General features: G+C 34.7%; 22 protein-coding genes and 2 tRNA genes. 13 read left to right on the forward strand and 11 right to left on the reverse strand.

Annotated features, from left to right (window positions below; translation table 11 throughout):
- On the forward strand, window positions 1-951 hold the full coding sequence (locus MG290_RS07240) for a mechanosensitive ion channel family protein (RefSeq protein WP_264563145.1): 951 nt from the start codon (window positions 1-3) through the stop codon (window positions 949-951).
- A 102-nt stretch (window positions 952-1,053) separates the two neighbouring features.
- Here the strand turns inward: MG290_RS07240 and MG290_RS07245 are convergent, their stop codons facing one another.
- The 3 genes from MG290_RS07245 to MG290_RS07255 are packed head-to-tail and all read right to left on the reverse strand — an operon-like array spanning window position 1,054 to window position 6,648.
- Window positions 1,054-2,214, reverse strand: a complete 1,161-nt coding sequence (locus MG290_RS07245) for a hypothetical protein (protein ID WP_264563146.1) — start codon at window positions 2,212-2,214, stop codon at window positions 1,054-1,056.
- 10 nt (window positions 2,215-2,224) lie between these two features.
- Window positions 2,225-3,277, reverse strand: coding sequence for a thiamine-phosphate kinase (thiL, locus tag MG290_RS07250; protein WP_264563147.1), 1,053 nt, complete (start codon window positions 3,275-3,277; stop codon window positions 2,225-2,227).
- Window positions 3,278-3,324: 47 nt separating this feature from the next.
- Window positions 3,325-6,648: a DUF2723 domain-containing protein gene (locus MG290_RS07255; RefSeq protein ID WP_264563148.1), complete on the reverse strand. Its 3,324-nt coding sequence runs from the start codon at window positions 6,646-6,648 to the stop codon at window positions 3,325-3,327.
- A 183-nt stretch (window positions 6,649-6,831) separates the two neighbouring features.
- Between MG290_RS07255 and MG290_RS07260 the strand changes: the two genes are divergently transcribed.
- From MG290_RS07260 to MG290_RS07285, 6 genes are all read left to right on the forward strand, one after another.
- Window positions 6,832-6,902: transfer RNA gene (locus MG290_RS07260), tRNA-Gln, on the forward strand.
- A 30-nt stretch (window positions 6,903-6,932) separates the two neighbouring features.
- A tRNA-Gln gene (locus MG290_RS07265) sits at window positions 6,933-7,003 on the forward strand.
- Window positions 7,004-7,219: 216 nt separating this feature from the next.
- Complete coding sequence (locus MG290_RS07270) at window positions 7,220-7,444, forward strand: hypothetical protein (protein WP_264563149.1); 225 nt, start codon at window positions 7,220-7,222, stop codon at window positions 7,442-7,444.
- Between the two features lie 68 nt (window positions 7,445-7,512).
- Window positions 7,513-9,135, forward strand: coding sequence for a SulP family inorganic anion transporter (locus MG290_RS07275; protein WP_264563150.1), 1,623 nt, complete (start codon window positions 7,513-7,515; stop codon window positions 9,133-9,135).
- A 20-nt stretch (window positions 9,136-9,155) separates the two neighbouring features.
- The gene (locus tag MG290_RS07280) at window positions 9,156-9,791 is read left to right on the forward strand and encodes a carbonic anhydrase family protein (RefSeq protein WP_264563151.1); all 636 of its coding nucleotides are present in this window, start codon (window positions 9,156-9,158) and stop codon (window positions 9,789-9,791) included.
- 112 nt (window positions 9,792-9,903) lie between these two features.
- The gene (locus tag MG290_RS07285; RefSeq protein WP_264563152.1) at window positions 9,904-10,548 is read left to right on the forward strand and encodes a carbonic anhydrase; all 645 of its coding nucleotides are present in this window, start codon (window positions 9,904-9,906) and stop codon (window positions 10,546-10,548) included.
- A 33-nt stretch (window positions 10,549-10,581) separates the two neighbouring features.
- On the opposite strand, the gene MG290_RS07290 is transcribed toward MG290_RS07285, so the two are convergent.
- Entirely contained in the window at window positions 10,582-11,175 is a 594-nt protein-coding gene (locus MG290_RS07290) for a riboflavin synthase (RefSeq protein WP_264563153.1), read from the reverse strand.
- A gap of 55 nt (window positions 11,176-11,230) precedes the next feature.
- Between MG290_RS07290 and pdxA the strand changes: the two genes are divergently transcribed.
- The 6 genes from pdxA to accC all read left to right on the forward strand — a co-directional run bounded on the left by pdxA (window position 11,231) and on the right by accC (window position 16,236).
- Window positions 11,231-12,274 carry a 4-hydroxythreonine-4-phosphate dehydrogenase PdxA gene (gene pdxA / locus MG290_RS07295; RefSeq protein ID WP_264563154.1) on the forward strand — a complete coding sequence of 348 codons (1,044 nt, stop codon included), beginning with the start codon at window positions 11,231-11,233 and terminating at the stop codon, window positions 12,272-12,274.
- A 71-nt stretch (window positions 12,275-12,345) separates the two neighbouring features.
- Entirely contained in the window at window positions 12,346-12,939 is a 594-nt protein-coding gene (locus MG290_RS07300; protein WP_264563155.1) for a YceD family protein, read from the forward strand.
- A 9-nt stretch (window positions 12,940-12,948) separates the two neighbouring features.
- Complete coding sequence (rpmF, locus tag MG290_RS07305) at window positions 12,949-13,143, forward strand: 50S ribosomal protein L32 (protein ID WP_091522482.1); 195 nt, start codon at window positions 12,949-12,951, stop codon at window positions 13,141-13,143.
- A gap of 171 nt (window positions 13,144-13,314) precedes the next feature.
- Entirely contained in the window at window positions 13,315-14,316 is a 1,002-nt protein-coding gene (locus MG290_RS07310; RefSeq protein ID WP_264563156.1) for a beta-ketoacyl-ACP synthase III, read from the forward strand.
- A 28-nt stretch (window positions 14,317-14,344) separates the two neighbouring features.
- Window positions 14,345-14,836 (forward strand): acetyl-CoA carboxylase biotin carboxyl carrier protein, encoded by a 492-nt coding sequence (gene accB, locus MG290_RS07315; RefSeq protein WP_264563157.1) that lies wholly within the window; start codon window positions 14,345-14,347, stop codon window positions 14,834-14,836.
- Between the two features lie 47 nt (window positions 14,837-14,883).
- A complete protein-coding gene (gene accC, locus MG290_RS07320; protein ID WP_257500642.1) occupies window positions 14,884-16,236 on the forward strand; it encodes an acetyl-CoA carboxylase biotin carboxylase subunit in 1,353 nt (450 codons plus the stop codon).
- A 481-nt stretch (window positions 16,237-16,717) separates the two neighbouring features.
- Here accC and MG290_RS07325 read toward each other — a convergent pair whose 3' ends face one another.
- The 7 genes from MG290_RS07325 to MG290_RS14810 all read right to left on the reverse strand — a co-directional run bounded on the left by MG290_RS07325 (window position 16,718) and on the right by MG290_RS14810 (window position 20,632).
- A complete protein-coding gene (locus MG290_RS07325) occupies window positions 16,718-17,167 on the reverse strand; it encodes a hypothetical protein (protein ID WP_264563158.1) in 450 nt (149 codons plus the stop codon).
- Window positions 17,168-17,179: 12 nt separating this feature from the next.
- On the reverse strand, window positions 17,180-17,521 hold the full coding sequence (locus MG290_RS07330) for a hypothetical protein (protein ID WP_264563159.1): 342 nt from the start codon (window positions 17,519-17,521) through the stop codon (window positions 17,180-17,182).
- 3 nt (window positions 17,522-17,524) lie between these two features.
- Window positions 17,525-17,905: a hypothetical protein gene (locus MG290_RS07335; RefSeq protein WP_264563160.1), complete on the reverse strand. Its 381-nt coding sequence runs from the start codon at window positions 17,903-17,905 to the stop codon at window positions 17,525-17,527.
- 384 nt (window positions 17,906-18,289) lie between these two features.
- Window positions 18,290-18,652 (reverse strand): hypothetical protein, encoded by a 363-nt coding sequence (locus MG290_RS07340; RefSeq protein ID WP_264563161.1) that lies wholly within the window; start codon window positions 18,650-18,652, stop codon window positions 18,290-18,292.
- A gap of 424 nt (window positions 18,653-19,076) precedes the next feature.
- On the reverse strand, window positions 19,077-19,322 hold the full coding sequence (locus MG290_RS07345) for a hypothetical protein (RefSeq protein ID WP_264563162.1): 246 nt from the start codon (window positions 19,320-19,322) through the stop codon (window positions 19,077-19,079).
- Window positions 19,323-19,763: 441 nt separating this feature from the next.
- Entirely contained in the window at window positions 19,764-20,228 is a 465-nt protein-coding gene (locus MG290_RS07350) for a transposase (protein ID WP_319800359.1), read from the reverse strand.
- Window positions 20,147-20,632: a transposase-like zinc-binding domain-containing protein gene (locus tag MG290_RS14810; RefSeq protein ID WP_319800338.1), complete on the reverse strand. Its 486-nt coding sequence runs from the start codon at window positions 20,630-20,632 to the stop codon at window positions 20,147-20,149. The genes MG290_RS07350 and MG290_RS14810 overlap by 82 nt, the downstream gene beginning before the upstream one ends.
- Window positions 20,633-20,729: the final 97 nt, after the last annotated feature.

Below are 20,729 nucleotides of genomic sequence, written 5' to 3' on the forward strand. Positions count from 1 at the left end.
ATGAAAAAAGACACCATTATTCAAGCCACTAAAGATTCTTTGTCTTTGGCAGCAGAAGAAAAACAATTAGTAAACGATTTAAAACCTGAAACTATGAAAGATGGAATAACGTCTGTTGTAAACGATGCTTCGGTTTATATGGAAAAATTTATTGCAATGCTTATAGATGCAATTCCCGAAGTTGTAAAAGCAATACTTTTTCTTATTGTAGGTCTATTCATAATTAGAACCGTTTTAAAAATTGTAAAAAACAGATTTGAAAAGCGCAATGTGGATGTTTCATTAAGAGGTTTTTTACTATCGATCATCAAATTTATTTTATATGCTTTATTGTTTTTATCGGTTGCCGCTAACTTAGGTTTCCAAACAACTGCTATTTTAGGAGCACTATCTGGTTTGGTTTTGGCAGTAGGTTTAGCGTTGCAAGGATCGTTATCAAACTTTGCAGGCGGCGTGTTGATTTTATTATTCCGACCATTTGAAGTAGGTGATTATATAGAAAATTCAGCTGGAACAGACGGCACAGTAGATAAAATAGATTTATTGTACACTACCTTAACCACAGCACAAGGGATTAAAGTTTTTAGCCCGAACGGGGCGTTAGCAAACTCGGTGATTCGCAACTTTAGTAAAATAACCAATCGCCGTTTTGAATATCTTGTGGGTATTAGTTACGAAGACAATATCCAAACCGCACAAAGAGTGATTTTAGATATTTTAAATAATGATCCACGCGTTATTAAAGAACCCGCACCCGATGTGTTTGTGAGCGAATTAGCAGATAGTTCCGTAAACTTAACCATTCGTGCATGGGCAAGCAAAGACGATTATTGGGCTGCACGCAACAGTTTGCAACAAGAAATAAAAGTTGCTCTAGACAAAGCAGGTATCAATATTCCGTTCCCTCAGCAAGAAATGCGTATTATTGGCGAAAAACCGGAAATAAAATAACCCCTTTCATAAACCTAAACTATTCTGTTATAAATTGGAGTTTTTAGGATGGTAATGAAGAAAAAACGCAAAGTTTACAACTTGTAAACTTTGCGTTTTTTTTTAGAAAGAGTAGCCCACTTTAAAGTTCAATACCGTGTTTTTATTTATATATAAAGTATTAAACACAAAATCATAATCAACCTCAACCAAAATGGAATTGAACAATTTTACGCCCAAACCTGTATTAACACCACCGGCAAATCTATCCAAAACAATTAACCTTAACCTTCTAGCTTCTTCAGGGGAGTTGATTTTATGTTTAATGGGATTATTAATTCCAACACCAAACTTACCATAAAATTGAATATTTTCAGACGACATAAAATATTGCTTAGCACCTATTGAAACATATAAAGATTTATAATCAACGGTATGATACCAGTTCTCTCTTACATATTCTTCAACAAATTCACTTTTGAAAGTGTGTAATTTTGCGTTGACATAAAAACTAGTTGGGTTTACAGCAAACCTGTTAAACATATACTCTAACTCTGGCATAACTGTGAAGCCATTATGAACCTTTTGATCAATATTTGATAAAAAGTTTAAATCCATAGTATGTATAGAATAGCCTACAAAAAAATTAAATAGAACCTTTTGTTTCTTTAACCTATTAAATGATATTCCATTGGCTTCTTTAAAATAGTCTTCTAAATTTTCTTGAGTGTATCTTAAAGTAAAATAATCATCTAACTTGTTGTATTTGCTATTCTTTACATTGTGCAATAATTGCACTTTAAAGTCATTATTTTCATTTATAGTATAATTTTTACCACGATACTTTTTATATATTAAAGTAGTAATTTCGTTATCACCACTCTGATAAAAATAGCTTGCAACTCCTTTATTAATATATCTATATAAAGTGTATTGACCATCTACTAAGCGTTGTAAAAAATCTTCAGTTTCGACTAAGTTTAAATTTTTATCAAAATCAAGATTTCCTATTTCATATCGTACACTTGGATCAAACTTAAATCGCTTTTTTACATAATAAACAGATCCATAACTAATCTCGTTTACAAACTTAGTTTCAATTTTTGTTTGTTGATTTCCTTTTTTAATAAAAAATTCTGTTGGAAATTTATCGGCTCTGATTTCAGAAATTTCGCCTTCAATCTTATTACCAGATTGATCAATGTAATAGCCCAACTCATATTTAGTCTGACCTAATAAACTAGTTGATATCAGTATCAACAAAAAAGTAAAAATATTTTTCATCTTCATGTTTTTATTTTTCTTGGTTTAATGCGTTCCAACCACGGGCTTTTAGTGCCAATTTAGAATTCTCGCGGGTGATTAAATGTATTCCTTCTTTTTCGGCAGTCATGTGTCCGATGATTGATAAATGCGGATTTCCTTTAATTTTTTCAAAATCGTTCATAGACACTGTGAACAATAATTCATAATCTTCGCCGCCGTTTATGGCAATGGTGGTGCTGTCTAAATTAAATTCTTCGCAAACGTTGATTAACTGTGGATCAAGTGGTAGTTTGTCTTCGTATAAATTACAGCCTACATTCGATGCTTTACAAATATGCATGATTTCAGAGGAAATACCGTCTGAAACATCGATCATCGATGTTGGCTTCACATCTAATTTCTGTAAAAGCTCTTTAATGTCGGTACGGGCTTCGGGTTTTAACTGTCGCTCGATAATGTAAGAATAATCTTCTAAATTGGGTTGATTTTGAGGATTTACCAAAAAAACTTGTTTTTCACGTTCTAACACCTGCAAGCCCATATATGCCGAACCAATATCACCGGTTACCACTAATAAATCGTTTTCTTTGGCACCTGAACGATACGTGATTTCATCTTCGTTTGCAGCTCCTAAAGCGGTGACACTTAACAACAAACCTGTGGTACTTGATGTGGTATCACCACCAATTAAATCTACTTTATAAAAATCGCATGCCAAACGAATGCCCTCGTACAATTCTTCGATTGCTTCTAACGGAAATCGGTTGGAAACTGCAATAGAAACCGTAATTTGTGTGGGCACAGCGTTCATCGCACAAATATCGGATAGGTTCACAACCACTGCTTTATATCCTAAATGCTTCAAAGGCATATAACTTAAATCAAAGTGAACGCCTTCTATTAATAAATCGGTTGAAACGACTGTTTTTTTCGATTTAAAATCTAAAACGGCAGCATCATCGCCTATTGATGTTAGGGTTGATTCTTGTTGAATGGAAAAATGCTTTGTAAGCTGATTGATTAAGCCAAATTCACCCAATTCTGCAAGTGGTGTTTTGTTTTGATCTTTATTTTCTAACATTGCTTGTTTTAATTAGTAAAGACGGTATTTCTACCGTCTTTTATGATTTATTGTTTTACCGAATCTACCGTTTGTGTGGCAGAATCTCTTAACATTTGTTGCTCTTGTTGCATCATCTCGGCTTCGGCTTCTTGTTGCTGTTTGTAAGCATTTAAATAGCGGTTGAAATGTTTTTCAAACGGTGCAATGCGCTTGGTGAGTGCCTCAACCGTAGCGGTATCTTTATGCAATTTGCAATTATCAATAATACGGTATGCGGTTTCAAATGCATTAATAATGTCCATTCCAAATTCGCGCTGTTCGTTTAATTTCATTCCTTTATAGAAATTCAAATTTTCTTCGGCTTTGGTAAACAATTTAGTTGCAAGTGTTGCCGCTTTTTGCTTTTCGCCCAACACGTAATACAAATCTGCAAATGGCTCCACAGCAAAATAGCTCGCTGTTCGGTCGTTTGGCAAGTAATATTCTATCGGGAAATTTTGCATTGCTAAATCCACAATTTTCTTAGCTTTTTCCCTTTTACCTTCTTTTACCAACTGTGTAGCCAAACGCTCTAAGTTGATTCTAAAATTCATTGAATTTTTGCGGGTTTCCGGATCGTGATAAATATCTGGGCTTCCAAAATTGCCCCAATACCAGTTGGTTACCGTTTCATACATTTTATCGGTATCAATAGAACCAATATACAATGGATGCATATCGTATGTACGTTCTGCTTTCATTGGAACCAATTTATATACCAGACCATTTAATTGTAAATAATCTTTCATCCACAAGAAATCTTCGTCTGTGATAGATCCTCCTGTAAAATAAACTGGGCGCTCCCAATTATTATTCGCAATGATATCGTACATAATAATGCGCATACGATATAAAGCATTTGCTTTCACGTCAATAGGAATTTCATTTACAATTTCATCAGCATATTTTTGTGATATGGTTCCATTTTTCAAAACCTTTTCTTTGTCAACAGGCAAACTGAATTTATTGGTTGGAATACGGGTAAGGAATGTTCCTCGCTCGGTTTCCATTTTTCCTCTTGGATCGTCTGATGCAATGAATTCCAAAATAGTATTCAAATCAAAGCGTTCATCAACAGTTGGTGCAACTGCAGCATAATACATGTTTTCACCAGCATATTGCTTGTGATTGAATCGAATTTTCAAAGGTTCTGATTGATGTGCTTTCACTTTCATTTGGTCAATATACCATTCCGCTTGCAACAAAGTGGTACAAACCACGCGTACATCGGTACGGTAACCTTCTACTTCTTGCAAGTACCAAAGCGGAAAAGTATCGTTATCGCCAATAGTAAATATAATCGCATTTGGTTCTAACGAATCTAGATAAGCTCTACCCAATGCTAATGCAGTATATTTATCGGAACGGTCGTGATCGTCCCAATTTTCAGATGCCATTAATACCGGCGATGCCAAAAGCGTAACACCTAAAACCAACGGTAAGGCAATTTTTGCATTTATTTTAATGGATAAAAATTCGTAAATAGCATACACACCGTAACCTACCCACATAGCAAACACCATAAATGAGCCCACTACCGCATAATCGCGTTCGCGAGGTTCAAAAGGGCGTTCATTTAAGAATATTTTTAATGCAAAACTTGTAAATAAGAACAAAGCTAACAGCACATAAAACGTTTTTGGATCTTTGCGGTAGTGAAAGATAAATCCAACCAAGCCCAAAATAAAAGGCAACATATAATACACATTTCGCCCTTTATTGTTCAGCATATCGCTGGTTAAATTTTCTTGCGAACCTAAACGAATTTCATCTAAAAACTTAATCCCCGAAATCCAGTTTCCATTCATTCGCTCATTATAACCTTGAATATCATTTTGTCGTCCTGCAAAATTCCACATTAAATAGCGTGTGTACATATATCCAAACTGATAATTGAACATAAAACTCATATTATCAAAGAAACTAGGCTTTTCAACTTCGATATATTCGCCCATTTGTTTCAAAATATCATCGTATTCACGCAACGACATTCTTCCAGATTGCACTTGAGCTTTTAACTGCGATGCCATTTCGATTAATTGAGGTTCTGAAGCAAACTCGGGTTTCAATTTAAAGTCAATCGGCTTTGTATAAGTCATGTAGTTCACAGCCATATCGGGCTCCCAAACACGCGGTAAAAATCCTTTAAAGCGGTTGGAATAGTTTGGTTCTGAACCTTTTCCATCGGTAACCATAATGTATTTGCCCGATGCTTCATCGCGTTCATAATTGGGTTTACCGTCTTTGTAAGGTTTTGAGGGATCTAATGCATCGCCAGCTCCGTATTTAATGGTAAAATAGGTATCGTAAAACAACGAGCGCGAACCGTATTGCTCTCTATTGTAATAAGCTAATAATTCGGCAGCATCCGACGGTTTGTTTTCATTAATTGGAATTTGTGTATTTGCACGAATGGGCAACATTAACCAACACGAAAACCCAATAAAGATAAACATCACACTTAGTATCAAGGTGTTTGCAAACTGCTTTTGCTTTTGGCGGGTAAGTTTTAATCCAATAACAAATAACGAAACTACGATTGCAAATGCTATGATAGAACCTGCGTTGAACGGAAGTCCAATTGAGTTTACAAAAAAGATTTCAGACTTTCCGAAGAAAATCATGGTATATGGAAGTATAAATCCAAAAACAACCAGCAAAATAGCTACTACTACAATATTTGCAATGATGAAATTTTTAACGGTAACTTTTGGATATTTTTTAAAGAAATACAAATAACCAATGGAAGGTATTGCCAATAATGCCATAAAATGCACACCGAAAGACATTCCTATAACTAATGAAATCAACAACAACCATTTGTTGCCACGGGGCTGATCAATCGCATCTATCCAACGCAAACCCAGCCACAGTAATAAAGCCAACATAAAAGTTGCCATGGCATACACTTCGGTTTCCACCGCGCTGAACCAAAAAGTATCAGAAAAAGTGAAGGTTAACGCACCAATTAAACAGCTGCCTAAAACTGCGATTACGGTATTGTTTGATAATTTTTCAGCACCTATTTTAACAACTTTCATTAAAATATTGGTTGCCGACCAAAACATGAACAACACAGCAAAGGCACTGGAAAGAGCCGAAACCATATTTACAGCCGCAGCAATTTTATCGGGAGAACTGGCAAACGTTGAAGCCAAAGCCCCCAGCATTTGAAAAAGCGGTGCACCAGGCGGGTGACCCACTTCTAATTTTGCAGAAGTAGCAATGTATTCGCCAGAGTCCCAAAAACTAACAGTGGGCTCTAAAGTAATGGTATAAACTGTAAGTGCAATTAAAAACGCAACCCATCCGATGATAGTATTCCATTTTTTAAAATTGATTGTCAACATAATAGCTTTTTTTTGTACTTTTTTAGTAGGAACTACAAAGAAAACGTTTTTTTTTTATTGATGCGCTTTTTTAGATTTTTTTTAAAAAATTTCTACGATTTTGTTGCACTTTTCTTTTTTTGTACTACATTTGCACTCGCAATATTTAACCAAATACGGTTTTTTATACTGCACAAGTTTTATTGGCCTATGGTGTAATGGTAACACAGCTGATTTTGGTTCAGTCGTTCTAGGTTCGAGTCCTAGTAGGCCAACAAATAAAACTTCTTTACACAAAATACCATTGGTCTATGGTGTAATGGTAACACAGCTGATTTTGGTTCAGTCGTTCTAGGTTCGAGTCCTAGTAGACCAACAAAAAAACATCCTTGAAAGGATGTTTTTTTATTTCTAACCAAAATTTTTTAACATTTATTCCTATAATTATTTTCATTTAGAAAACTTTAAACTACATTTGCTAGATATGTTTAAGTTTTTCAATATTACCACATTATTATTGTTTGTGTGCTTTTTATTTGCACCCACAATTTCTTATGCCTTAAACAGCGATGTGGACACTTATTCTTTGCTAGTGAATGAAGAAGAAGAAACACACTCTAAGAATAAACCGAAAAACAATAATAACAACCTTAACGAAGAAGAGGAAAAAGAAATAAAATACCACTTTTTTTGCAATGCAAAGGTTTTGTTTGGTTCAAAAAAAGCACCTAACAGCTCTTTATTTTTATACGGCCAACAGCTTCGTAACATATTAGTTTTTAAAATTCCTTCACCACCCCCTGAACCACAACTATAATGATCGCATTTAGTATTTTGCATAGCAACAAGATGCTAAAATTATACATGTAATTAATTATAGATTTTATGAAAAAAAGTATTAAAGCAGAGTTGTCTCAGAACTTTGCACCTGGTTTGGTTGTTTTTTTAGTTGCCTTACCTCTTTGTTTGGGCATTGCATTGGCATCGGGCGCACCGCCGTTGTCTGGAATTATTGCCGGTATCATTGGCGGAATCGTTGTGGGATCAATAAGTAATTCTAATATCTCCGTATCCGGACCTGCAGCGGGTTTAACTGCGATTATATTAACAGCAATTACGGATTTGGGAGGCGATATAAAAGCCTTTGAACTGTTTCTTTGTGCAGGATTAATCGCCGGAATTTTACAATTGGTTTTGGGTTTTATTCGTGCAGGAAGCATCTCTAATTATTTTCCAAATAATGTCATCGAAGGAATGCTTGCCGGTATTGGCATCATTATTATTTTAAAACAAATTCCGCATGCGTTGGGAATTGATACAGATTATGAGGGAAATCAAAAGCTTTTTAGCGGAGGATTAAACTTGGAATATTTCAAGGAATTAGTTCAATACTTTAAGTCATCAATTGAAGATATTCACCCAGGAGCAGTTATTGTAACCCTTGTTTCTATTGGCATTTTGCTCACTTGGGAGCGTGTACCGGCATTAAAACGCATTAAAATGTTGCCCGGAGCATTGGTGGCAGTAATTGCAGGTATTCTATTGAATCAATTCTTTTTGGCAACAAATAGTTTTTTGGCAATAAGCTCCGAACATTTAGTACCCCTTCCGGTTCCACAAACTGTTGAAGATTTTAAGAATTTAATAACACTGCCCAATTTTAGTGGTTTTACCAATCCAAAAGTCTGGATTATTGGCGCAACCATTGCTGTTGTGGCATCTATTGAAACCTTATTGTGCATTGAAGCTTCGGATCGATTAGATACCAAACGCCGCATCACCGATACCAATTTAGAGCTAAAAGCACAAGGAATTGGCAACTTAGTGAGTTCGTTAATAGGTGGTTTACCAATGACATCGGTTGTAGTGCGCAGTTCTGCAAATGCCAACGCAGGTGCCACATCTAAGGCATCGGCTATTATTCATGGCGTATTGTTATTAGCTTGTGTGCTATCCATTCCTTTTTTATTAAATTTAATACCGTTGGCAACATTGGCTGCTGTATTAATTTTAGTGGGATACAAATTGGCAAAACCTGCAACTTTCAAACATTTCTGGCACAATGGTAAATATCAATTCATACCTTTTGTGGCTACTGTTTTAGCCGTAGTTTTCACTGATTTATTAAAAGGTGTAGGTATTGGTTTAGCCATTTCGGTTATTTATATTTTGCAAGGAAATATGAAAAGAGCGTACTACCTAAGCCGTGAAAAACTGCATGATGCCGATGAAATCACCATTCAATTAGCCGAAGAGGTTTCGTTTTTAAACAAAGCGGCCATTAAAAAAACCCTTAAAAACATTCATTCCGATTCAAAAGTAATTATTGATGCCCGCAACACATCCTATATCACTACCGATGTTTTAGAAATGATTCAAGATTTTGCAAATGTTCGCGCAAAAGAAGAAAACATACAAGTAGAATTACTTGGTTTTAAAACATCTTATCGCGATTACGAAACCGACCAAGACTCGCATGTAGTAATCAATCACAAAAAAGCAATGTAAAATTAATATAAATATGAACTATGAAAGCACATACTTCAGAAACACAAGCAACAATTACTCCTGAGAAAGCATTACAAATTTTAAAAGAAGGAAATCAGCGATTTGTAAATAATTTAAAAGCAAACCGCGATTTGCTGGCGCAAGTAAACGACACCCGTGCCGGACAATGGCCATTTGCTGTAATTTTAAGTTGTATTGACAGCCGTACATCAGCAGAATTGATTTTCGACCAAGGCTTGGGAGATATTTTTAGCGTTCGAATTGCCGGAAACTTTGTAAACCAAGACATTCTTGGCTCCATGGAGTTTGGTTGCAAAGTAGCAGGTTCTAAATTAGTCGTGGTGTTAGGACACACTAAATGCGGTGCTTTAAAAGGCGGTTTAGATGCTGCTGCAATTGAGGGATTAGGCATGGACAATCTGAATCATTTAGTGGGGCATTTTGACCCAATCATTAAAAACATTATTAAAGACGGCGAAGAACGTTCCTCAAACAACACCGATCTTTTAGAACGATTAAATCATCACAATGTCTTGAATACTATTGAAAACATCCGTAAACAAAGTTCTACATTAAGAAAAATGGAACAAGAAGGTATCATCAAAATAGTAGGTGCAAATTATGATGTGGAAACAGGTGTAGTTGATTTTCTTTAAGAAATAGCACTCGCATTTTCTCAAAATTGTTTTATAAATTTAGACCAAAAATCGGCAGATTCTATTTGCCGATTTTTTTTTAAATATTTAATTTAGTTTAAAAATAACTATTATGTGTAACGATTTATATACAAGTTTTAGCAAAATCATTCAAGGAAATAAAGAGTGGGTAGATTTTGTAAAGAACGATACATCAGGGCGTTTTCAGCAATTAGCAAAAGGACAAAACCCTGAAATATTATGGATTGGTTGTGCAGACAGCCGCGTACCTGCCAACGAAATTACAGGTACTAAACCCGGTGAAGTTTTTGTACACAGAAACATTGCCAACGTGTGTGTGCATTCAGACATGAACATGCTTTCGGTATTAGATTATGCGGTAAACGTTTTAAAAGTAAAACATATTATTGTTGCCGGACACTATGGTTGTGGTGGAGTAGCTGCATCATTGAGCAGTTCACAATACGGAATTATGGACAACTGGCTGCAACATATTAAAGATGTGTATCGTTTAAATGCAACGGAAATAGACAGCATCACGGATTTGCAACAAAAAACTGATCGTTTGGTAGAACTCAACGTGCAGGAACAAGTTACCAATTTGTGCCGAACATCAATTGTTCAAAATGCGTGGAAAAATGGGCAAGCATTGGCAGTACATGGTATGGTGATTAATATTGGTTCGGGCGAATTAATCGATCAAAACTGCACCTATACAAGCAATGATGCTTTAAGCGATGTGTTTTCGTATAAATAAGAAAAAAATCAGGCTAAAAACCTGATTTTTTTTTTACTTTAAACCAACCTGCATGAGCTTGGTTACATATTTTCCAATCACATCAAATTCCAGATTTACTTTGGTTCCTATTTTATAGGTTTTAAAAAGCGTGTGTTCCAATGTATAAGGAATAATCGCCACGCTAAACGTATTAATTCCTGAATTCACAACTGTTAAACTGGTTCCATCAATCGTAATGGATCCTTTATCAATTGTTACATGTTTTGATTGTTCGTTGTATTCAAAACTAAAATAGGTACTTCCACCCACTTCTTCTATTTTTGTAAGCACTGCGGTGCCATCAACATGTCCTTGAACAATATGACCGTCTAAGCGTGCATTCATAGGCATTCCGCGTTCCAAATTTACCAAATCGCCTTCTTTCCACAAGCCAATCGTGGTAACATCAACGGTTTCTTTAATAGCAGTAACTTTATACACATCACCAGCAATTTCAACCACCGTTAAACACACACCATTGTGTGCCACACTTTGATCAATTCGCAATTGTGAAGTAAAAACACTTTCTATATAAAGGTGTAGATTGGTTTGGTCGTGCGTTATTTTTTTGATAACTCCAAGAGTTTCAATAATACCAGTAAACATAAGTAGAATATTTTTACTAAATTTGTTACAAAATTAGCAATAATTAGCACAACGCATGTTTAAAAAAGACGAAAATATTATATTAGGTATTTCTATTGGCGATATGAACGGCGTTGGTCCTGAAGTAATCTTAAAAACTTTTGAAGACCAGCGCATGATGGAATTTTGTACGCCGGTTGTTTTTGGAAATGCCAAACTGTTATCTTTCATAAAGAAGGTAGTAAACTGCACCACAAATATTCATGGAATTGACGCATTAGATCAAATCCAAAAAGGAAAATTTAATGTATTGAATGTTTGGAAAGAAGGGGTGAATTTAGATTTTGGAACTTTAGACGATACGGTGGGTCAATATGCCATAAAATCGTTTATAGCAGCAACCGATGCCTTAAAAAACGACGAAATCGATGCTTTGGTAACAGCACCAATCAATAAATACAACATTCAATCGAACGATTTTAAATTTCCGGGGCACACCGATTATTTAAACCAAGAATTAGAAGGCAATGCATTAATGTTCATGGTGAGCGATGCCATTAAAGTGGGGTTAGTAACCGATCATGTTCCTTTGCAAAACGTGTCGCAGCACATCACCCCCGATTTAATCAAGCAAAAAGTACGCACCATTAACCAATCGTTGATACAAGATTTTAATGTGATTAAACCACGTATTGCTTTGCTTGGGCTTAACCCACACAGTGGTGACAACGGCATCATTGGTATGGAAGAGCAAAATTTCATTATCCAAACCGTGAAAGAATTGTTTGATGAAAATATTATTGTGTATGGGCCCTATTCTGCCGATGCCTTTTTTGGTTCGGAACAACACAAAAATTTTGATGCCGTAGTGGCATGTTACCACGATCAAGGATTAATTCCTTTTAAAACCCTTACCTTTGGGACAGGAGTAAACTATACGGCAGGTTTAAACAAAATTCGCACATCGCCTGATCACGGCACAGCGTATGACATAGCGGGCAAAGGCATTGCCGATTGCACATCGTTTAAAAATGCAGTGTACACCGCTTTAGATATTTACAAAAACAAAAACGAGTATTTGCAAAGCACAGCAAACCCTTTAAAAGTTTCAACTATTTAACAACAAAAAAATAGTGATAACTGTTTGTAATTAAATTATTTTTATATCTTTGCACGCTCAAATAGATGGCTATGATAAATGAAAAAGATTTTTTAATTCAGTTTTCTGGATTAAAACAAGGAACACATCGATTTGAATACACTATTGAAAATGATTTTTTCAATCTATTCAATTACAGTGAATTTAACAGCACTAACCTGCAGGTAACTGTAGAAATGCTAAAAAAGCAAACCATGTTAGAGCTCGATTTTTCACACAAAGGCACAGTAAATGTACCTTGCGACGTTACAAACGAAGATTTTGATTTACCTATTGAAGGAAATTTAAAAATTTTAGTGAAATTTGGCGATGAATTTAATGATGAAAACGAAGATTTATTAATTTTGCCCCACGGAGAATTTCAGGTAAATGTTGCACAATATATTTACGAAATGATTGTACTATCGGTTCCGTACAAAAGAGTACATCCCGATATTGCAACAAACGACGAAGAAGAGTTAGGCGACGATTTAGATTTTTTAGACAGTGATGATTTAGAAATGATAAACGAAGACGATTTTTCAGAAGACGAAACAAACGAGAGCGAACCCGATGAAAATTCGGACAATAATAAAGAAACAGACCCGCGCTGGGATAAATTAAAAAAACTATTAACGGATAAATAATATTGTAAGATGGCACATCCTAAAAGAAAAACCTCGAAAACAAGAAGAGATAAAAGAAGAACACATTACAAAGCAGTGGCTCCAACAATTGGAACTTGCGCAGTAACTGGTGAAGCACACTTAATGCACAGAGCATACTGGCATGAAGGAAAATTATATTACAGAGGACAAGTTTTAGTAGATAAAACCGAAGCTGTAGCTTAATTTATATTAAAAATAGCAAAAAAAGCTCTCGCAATGCGAGAGCTTTTTAGTTTAAAATCAATGCAAATTACACCCAAAAAAGCTTTTTTTGATTAAAAATGATGCTATTTGCTATTTTTTTTGTAATTTTCACCACTTTTTCAACTTTTTTGAACATTAAGTTAGTCCCTTATGACAAAGATTACAGCAGCCATAACAGCGGTTGGTAAATATGTACCAGAATACGTGTTGTCTAATGAAGTATTAGAAACAATGGTTGATACAAACGACGAATGGATCACATCGCGTACAGGTATCAAAGAACGCCGAATCTTAAAAGACAAAGATAAAGGCACCTCCTTTATGGCAATTAAAGCAGCAGAAAACTTAATTGCAAAAACCGGATTGGATCCTAAAGATATCGATTTAATTGTAATGGCAACCACCACACCTGATATGCCCGTAGCATCAACCGGTGTGTATGTAGCTACACAAATTGGCGCAGTAAATGCCTTTTCATACGATTTGCAAGCAGCCTGTTCTAGTTTTCTTTATGGTTTATCAACAGCAACAGCCTATGTGGAATCGGGCAGGTATAAAAAAGTGTTATTAATAGGTGCCGATAAAATGTCGTCTATTATTGATTATACCGATCGTGCCACTTGCATTATATTTGGCGATGGCGCCGGTGCAGTTTTATTAGAACCCAACACAGAAGGTCTTGGTTTTCAAGATGAAATATTAAGAAGCGACGGTATTGGTCGTGAATTTTTAAAGATTGAAGCCGGAGGTTCTTTATTACCGTCATCGGAAGAAACCGTAAAAAACAAACAACACTTTGTGCACCAAGACGGAAAAACCGTTTTTAAATATGCCGTTTCGGGCATGGCAGATGTGAGCGAGCAAATCATGCAACGCAACAACCTAACCCACGACGATATCAACTGGTTAGTGCCACACCAAGCAAACAAACGCATTATTGATGCTACCGCACATAGAATGGGTTTAAATGAAGACAAAGTATTGGTGAACATTCACAAATACGGCAACACCACATCGGCAACTTTGCCCCTACTTTTAGCCGATTTTGAAAACGAACTAAAAAAAGGCGACAACTTAATATTGGCGTCATTTGGCGGCGGATTCACTTGGGGTGCTATTTACCTTAAATGGGCTTACACAAATAATAATTAAACATAAAGAACAACAAATTTAGAATTATATGGATATCAAGGAAATTCAAAATCTAATCAAATTTGTAGCAAAATCAGGAGCTACTGAAGTAAAATTAGAAATGGACGATTTTAAAATCACCATTAAAACAACTACTGAAAACGATACAGCAGACAACGGAAACTATGTGCAACACATTCCGGTTTCTATGCCGCAAATCCAAGCTGCTGCACCCGTAGCAACACCAACGCCTGCTGAAGCACCTGCTGCACCTGCTGCAGAAGCAACAGATGATTCTAAATACATCACTGTGAAATCACCAATTATTGGAACATTCTACCGCAAACCATCGCCAGACAAACCTGCGTTTGTAGAAGTGGGAGCTTCCATTAAAACAGGTGACGTATTGTGTGTAATTGAAGCTATGAAGCTTTTTAATGAAATTGAATCAGAAGTATCAGGAAAAATCGTAAAAGTTTTAGTTGACGACTCTTCTCCAGTAGAGTTTGACCAACCATTATTTTTAGTTGATCCAGCTTAATAAACAAGGTTTCAAAAAACACATTGTTTCATTAAAACTAAAAACAAATGTTTAAAAAAATATTAATTGCAAACCGCGGCGAAATCGCTTTGCGTGTGATTAGAACTTGCAAAGAAATGGGTATTAAAACCGTTGCGGTTTACTCTACTGCCGATGCAGACAGTTTACACGTGCGTTTTGCAGACGAAGCAGTATGTATTGGACCTGCTCCAAGTGCGCAATCATACTTAAAAATGTCGAACATTATTGCAGCTGCCGAAATTACCAATGCAGACGCTATTCACCCGGGTTATGGTTTCTTATCTGAAAATGCAAAATTTTCAGATTTATGCCAAAAACACGGTATCAAATTCATCGGTGCATCGCCCGAAATGATTGATAAAATGGGAGACAAAGCCACTGCAAAAGAAACTATGAAAGCAGCGGGTGTACCAACGGTTCCCGGATCAGACGGTTTGTTAGAGTCTTTAGAACATGCTAAGAAAGTAGCTAAAGAAATTGGCTATCCGGTTATGATGAAGGCTACTGCCGGAGGTGGTGGTAAAGGTATGCGCGAAATTTTTAAAGAAGACGAACTTCAAAAAGCGTGGGAAAGTGCACGCCAAGAAGCAGCGGCAGCTTTTGGAAACGATGGAATGTATATGGAAAAACTAATTGTTGATCCTCGCCATATCGAAATTCAAGTTGTAGGTGATTCGTATGGAAAAGCATGTCACTTGTCAGAACGCGATTGTTCCATTCAGCGTCGTCACCAAAAATTAACAGAAGAAACTCCATCGCCTTTCATGACAGATGAATTGCGTTTAAAAATGGGTGAAGCTGCTGTAAAAGCAGCTGAATACATTAAATATGAAGGTGCGGGAACTATTGAGTTTTTGGTGGATAAAGACCGTAATTTCTATTTTATGGAAATGAATACACGTATTCAGGTAGAGCACCCTATCACCGAGCAGGTAATTGATTATGATTTAATCCGTGAGCAGATATTAGTAGCTGCAGGAGTGCCAATTTCGGGTAAAGATTATTTACCACAATTACACTCTATTGAATGCCGTATTAATGCCGAAGATCCATTCAACGATTTTCGTCCGTCACCAGGAAAAATCACCACATTGCACGCTCCAGGAGGGCATGGTGTTCGTTTAGATACGCATGTGTATTCCGGATACACCATTCCGCCTAACTACGATTCAATGATTGCAAAGTTGATTACAACGGCGCAAACCCGTGAAGAAGCAATTAGCAAAATGAAACGTGCGTTAGACGAGTTTGTGATTGAAGGTATTAAAACCACTATTCCTTTCCACCGACAGTTAATGGACAATCCGGACTATATCGCTGGAAACTATACCACAGCGTTTATGGAATCATTTAAAATTCAGAAACCTGTAGAAAACTAATATTACAAAAGCCGAGTGTATGATCGGCTTTTTTTATTTTTTTTTATGTATTTTCCTTTTGTTATAAAAAACAGCCTCAATACGTATGTAAAGAGGCTGTTGGTTTTTATTGTTGCTCAAAGTCGGGAGACTTTGCGCAGCTGGGCCAGCTTAATAATTAAAAACAACCTTAAGAGTAGAAATATAGGAATGAATATTCTTGAAAAAACTAAAACAAAGGATAAGAAGTAAATGTAAGCAGTCATGTAAAATTATTTGGCTTTCATAAATATAAAAAAAAAGTGATAGTAAAAGAAATGATGTTTTTGAATGAAAACAAGCGAAACATTTAAACAATTGAATATTATTGTATTATTGAGTCTCTACCTTTAATAGGTTGCAGCACGTAAAGTTACTATTACCCGTTATACTTATTTTAGTTGATTTACAATACCTATTACACAGGCATTATAAATTCTATCAACACTTCTAAATATTATCCTTATTCTTTCAGTAAACCCTCTGATTCAACTTGGTAAGAGTTTATTTTAATTGAGTCTGTTGCTTCTTTGAGAAGATAAAAGGTTTCTTTAGAATTATAGTTTTCTCTCTCAACCTCATATATAAATAAATATTCGGATTTAGGATTAGTTCCATCTACAATATTTGTTTCCCATTTTAGAAGTTTTTTGTCTTTAACTTTTCCTAATTTAATATCGACAATACCACTTTGCCTTTTAAAATCTTCTTTAGATATTTTATCAAAAAAACTATTGCTAAATAATTTTAAATTATCATCTCTTTTATCAAATTTAAGATTCTCAAAATAAAGATTTACTACTTTTTCAGCCTCAATTTTGTCCGTTATCGTATTTTTTCTTTGTATATTGAGTTTATTACAAGAATACAAAAATGATACGCTAACTAGTACTAATAATATTATTTTTGTCATTTACTTTTTATTTTATTTATAAACTTGCCCTTCACATTCCCAGTTATAAGAAAGGATTGTATCTTTTTTATGGATATTAAAAGTTAGTTCCCCTTTTCTTTTAATGATTGTATCTCCCCTTTCTATCTGATCTCTGTATGTATACCACCATCTTTGATTTTCGTTTGAAACAGTATATTTACCATTTACTATACTAATACCTTTTATTGACATTGTGGTGGTGGTATCCGACGATAACTCATCTACAATAATTAAACATTCTTCATTCCTATAGACATTTGCAAGCCAATCACAATCTGTTTTGCAGGATATAAATATAAAAAGTGAACTAATAATAATGATTACTTTTTTCATTGTTTAAAACATTTTTGGGGGAGTTATTGCTTGTAATACCGTGTTTTGGATTCTAGACATACCATTAGGAATATCATTTTTAAGATTACTTAATTTATAAGATTTTGTATTAGATTTTGAAACTCCTAATCCATAACCAAATCCTAATCCATAAGTTTGAGCTCCTTTTGCAGCATGTTTGGTTTTATTTCCTATAGTTCTAGAAGTAATTCCATAATTAGCTTTAACTACGTAACCTGCACTATATGTCAAATCTTCTCCTCCTAATTCATTTAATATATCTGTACTACCTCCAAATAAATTATGAGCATTAAGAGTAACTCCACCACCAAATCCAGGCTTTATAAATTCCCCGCTGCCGCACGAATCCTTTCGTGTGGTCATTCTTTAAAAACTCGATGTCGCGGATTTGCAATCCGTGACTTTATCTTTACAATTTTACTGTTGTTATGGTTATAAAATATGCACCGTTACTATCTGATGCTTTGTATTTTGTTGACCTACTACTCTTTTACTTCCCCCGCTGCCGCACGAATCCTTTCGTGTGGTCATTCTTTAAAAACTCGATGTCGCGGATTTGCAATCCGTGACTTTATCTTTACAATTTTACTGTTGTTATGGTTATAAAATATGCACCGTTACTATCTGATGCTTTGTATTTTGTTGACCTACTACACTTTTACTTCACTGAACTTCTTTATTTATTTAGCGCACGGATTGCACTCGAGGCTTTAGCCGACTGAACGAAGTTAAATCCGCGCCATCAGATTATATTTTATTTGTAAATACTAAAGCAATAGGTATTATAAATGCTATAAACCAAAATAAAGCATTGAATACTCCGTCAATCATTAAAGTTTTATCCATACTCCAAAAGGTATCTTTTGGTTCTCTCTTATAAAATTTCACAAAAGTAAAATAAAATATTCTATATATACCCCATTGTAAAAGAGGTATTTTTAATGCTTCTCCACCTTTGACATTTGCATTTTGCAGAATATACCCTAAAACAAATAGAACTATACACGTAAACAAGAAAAAAAATTGATACTTTTTATCAACTAATAATTTTCTGTTAAACAAAAAGATATACAAGATAATTTGCCCACTAAATATTAAAAAGAAATCCATAAAAATAATTTAATCAAAAGAATTATATACGGGATCAAATGTCAAAAGCGCAACCTTCTAGCTCGTACCAAATAAATCCAATACAATTTTTAAACTGCTTTATTGCATTTTAAATAATTTCTTACATTATTCTACTCCAAATCTATGGAATTAATAGCAAACTGTGATTGTAAAGTTATACAATAATACCGCCTCAACACATTTGTAATGAAGCGGTTTCTTTAGTTCCTACAACCACACGAAAGATTCGTGCGGTAGCGGAGGGAACTTGTAATTTCTGCTCATCTTTATGTTTTTTATAAAGATAAATAAAATTGCAATTTTAGAAAACTTTGTCACAAGAAAAAGCCACACGAAGGGATTCGTGCGGAAGCGTGGGGTTTGTAAAGAGTCTGTTGGTTATATAAATTGTTATTATTGTTGCCTAAAAGCTAACTTTTTTATTATAGTAATATCCTAGTTCACTATCTTCATGATTTTTAACAATTAGTATTATTCCAAAACACAAAAAAGAACTATCATCTCTAAAATCAACAAGATAATCACCTACATTAAATCCTCTTTGATATTTCCATTCTTGATTTTTTATAAATTTGTTGCTGTTTAAATATATTAAAACACCAAAAATTGATATAATGAATATTATAAATATTCTTAATTTACGTTTCATAATTTAATCTAATTTTCTTGTTCCTTTAGGAATTATTGATTTTATAACTTTACCATTTTTACTAACAATCATTGGTTTCTCTGGAGTTGTAGTCCACCTTCCAGTTAAACCTAGAGGATCTGCTGAAACCATATGAGTTCATTGGTGATTAAATTTACCTTACCTCATTTCTTCATTAGTTTCTCGCACATTAGTGAATCTCGAAGGATATGAAGAAGAAGGTTGACCAGCTACACTTACATCTTGAAAATTTGATAAATTTGATAATGAACTTGTAAATGATTTACCACTTCTAACATCATTCCCAGAATTACATCATCTAACGCATTGTAACTATACCCCCCCCGCTGCCGCACGAATCCTTTCGTGTGGTCATTCTTTAAAAACCAAACATTCTGAAAACAGCAATATCATCAAGCAGACCTTTTTCATCAGAATAATCTACCGCACTACTGTATCGGTAGTCTTCTGCACGAAAAAAAGACCTGCTTCTACAGGGTTTTGATGAACATAATTGATCTTTTGATTGATCATATGGTTACTCCAAAGTTCAATAGGTTTGTTATCATGTCTCCAGAATTGATATTGTTTCACATTTGAACTTTGTAAACCTTCTTTAAGAAAAAAATCCAATAGAAATTCTCTTCTGCTTTCTTTAGGATTTTCTTTGATGGCTAATAAAATTACCCGGCTTGTAAATCTCTTTAAATCACCAATCAAAAGTTCAGGTTTTTGCCCGTTTATACTTCTGAAAACTAAATGCACATGACTGGACATAATACACCATGCATGAATTTCCAAACCTTTATTCTTTTGGCAGGATCTTACATTTTCCAGAAAAATTTCTTTGTATTCATTTCGGATAAATACAGCCAGCCTACAACTGCAAAACTTATGAAATATAATCCTTCAGGATTGTGGAACTTGTAATTTCTGCTCATCTTTATGTTTTTTATAAAGATAAATAAAATTGCAATTTTAGAAAACTTTGTCACAAGAAAAAGCCACACGAAGGGATTCGTGCGGCAGCGTGGGATCCTTTTTAATAATGTTCCAGCCGATATTTTTAAAACTCTTGCAATACTGCGAATTCCTAAGCCTTCTACAAGTAAAAGCTTAATTTGATCGTTTATATAAGAAAAGTATGCATTATAAGAGTATTTCTCAACTACAGACTTTTTGCAATTCTTACATTTATAGCGTTGTTTCTTAGCTTTTGTAAAACCGTTTTTAACCAATTTCGCTGAACAATAAATACATGCATTAATTCCGTCAACACATTTGATACACGAGGTGTTGCTATTTACCATTTTTAGCTGTTTTAAGGCACTTAAATTAATAAAGACGAACAAATGTCCGTCTTTATTTTTATAAAATAATTCATTAATAGCTTAAAAAGCTACAGTT

Source organism: Flavobacterium sp. CBA20B-1 (assembly GCF_028473145.1).
Lineage (GTDB): Bacteria > Bacteroidota > Bacteroidia > Flavobacteriales > Flavobacteriaceae > Flavobacterium.

Excerpts from the sequence above, each read along its gene's own strand:
- MG290_RS07275 (WP_264563150.1), top strand. The coding sequence starts at position 7,513 with ATGAAAAAAAGTATTAAAGCAGAGTTGTCTCAGAACTTTGCACCTGGT.
- rpmF (WP_091522482.1), top strand. The coding sequence starts at position 12,949 with ATGGCACATCCTAAAAGAAAAACCTCGAAAACAAGAAGAGATAAAAGA.
- MG290_RS14810 (WP_319800338.1), bottom strand. The coding sequence starts at position 20,632 with ATGGTAAATAGCAACACCTCGTGTATCAAATGTGTTGACGGAATTAAT.
- MG290_RS07280 (WP_264563151.1), top strand. The coding sequence starts at position 9,156 with ATGAAAGCACATACTTCAGAAACACAAGCAACAATTACTCCTGAGAAA.
- MG290_RS07335 (WP_264563160.1), bottom strand. The coding sequence starts at position 17,905 with ATGACCACACGAAAGGATTCGTGCGGCAGCGGGGAATTTATAAAGCCT.
- MG290_RS07330 (WP_264563159.1), bottom strand. The coding sequence starts at position 17,521 with ATGAAAAAAGTAATCATTATTATTAGTTCACTTTTTATATTTATATCC.
- MG290_RS07290 (WP_264563153.1), bottom strand. The coding sequence starts at position 11,175 with ATGTTTACTGGTATTATTGAAACTCTTGGAGTTATCAAAAAAATAACG.
- accC (WP_257500642.1), top strand. The coding sequence starts at position 14,884 with ATGTTTAAAAAAATATTAATTGCAAACCGCGGCGAAATCGCTTTGCGT.
- MG290_RS07300 (WP_264563155.1), top strand. The coding sequence starts at position 12,346 with ATGATAAATGAAAAAGATTTTTTAATTCAGTTTTCTGGATTAAAACAA.
- MG290_RS07240 (WP_264563145.1), top strand. The coding sequence starts at position 1 with ATGAAAAAAGACACCATTATTCAAGCCACTAAAGATTCTTTGTCTTTG.
- MG290_RS07345 (WP_264563162.1), bottom strand. The coding sequence starts at position 19,322 with ATGAAACGTAAATTAAGAATATTTATAATATTCATTATATCAATTTTT.
- MG290_RS07340 (WP_264563161.1), bottom strand. The coding sequence starts at position 18,652 with ATGGATTTCTTTTTAATATTTAGTGGGCAAATTATCTTGTATATCTTT.
- MG290_RS07325 (WP_264563158.1), bottom strand. The coding sequence starts at position 17,167 with ATGACAAAAATAATATTATTAGTACTAGTTAGCGTATCATTTTTGTAT.
- thiL (WP_264563147.1), bottom strand. The coding sequence starts at position 3,277 with ATGTTAGAAAATAAAGATCAAAACAAAACACCACTTGCAGAATTGGGT.
- MG290_RS07310 (WP_264563156.1), top strand. The coding sequence starts at position 13,315 with ATGACAAAGATTACAGCAGCCATAACAGCGGTTGGTAAATATGTACCA.
- MG290_RS07245 (WP_264563146.1), bottom strand. The coding sequence starts at position 2,214 with ATGAAAAATATTTTTACTTTTTTGTTGATACTGATATCAACTAGTTTA.
- pdxA (WP_264563154.1), top strand. The coding sequence starts at position 11,231 with ATGTTTAAAAAAGACGAAAATATTATATTAGGTATTTCTATTGGCGAT.
- MG290_RS07285 (WP_264563152.1), top strand. The coding sequence starts at position 9,904 with ATGTGTAACGATTTATATACAAGTTTTAGCAAAATCATTCAAGGAAAT.
- accB (WP_264563157.1), top strand. The coding sequence starts at position 14,345 with ATGGATATCAAGGAAATTCAAAATCTAATCAAATTTGTAGCAAAATCA.
- MG290_RS07255 (WP_264563148.1), bottom strand. The coding sequence starts at position 6,648 with ATGTTGACAATCAATTTTAAAAAATGGAATACTATCATCGGATGGGTT.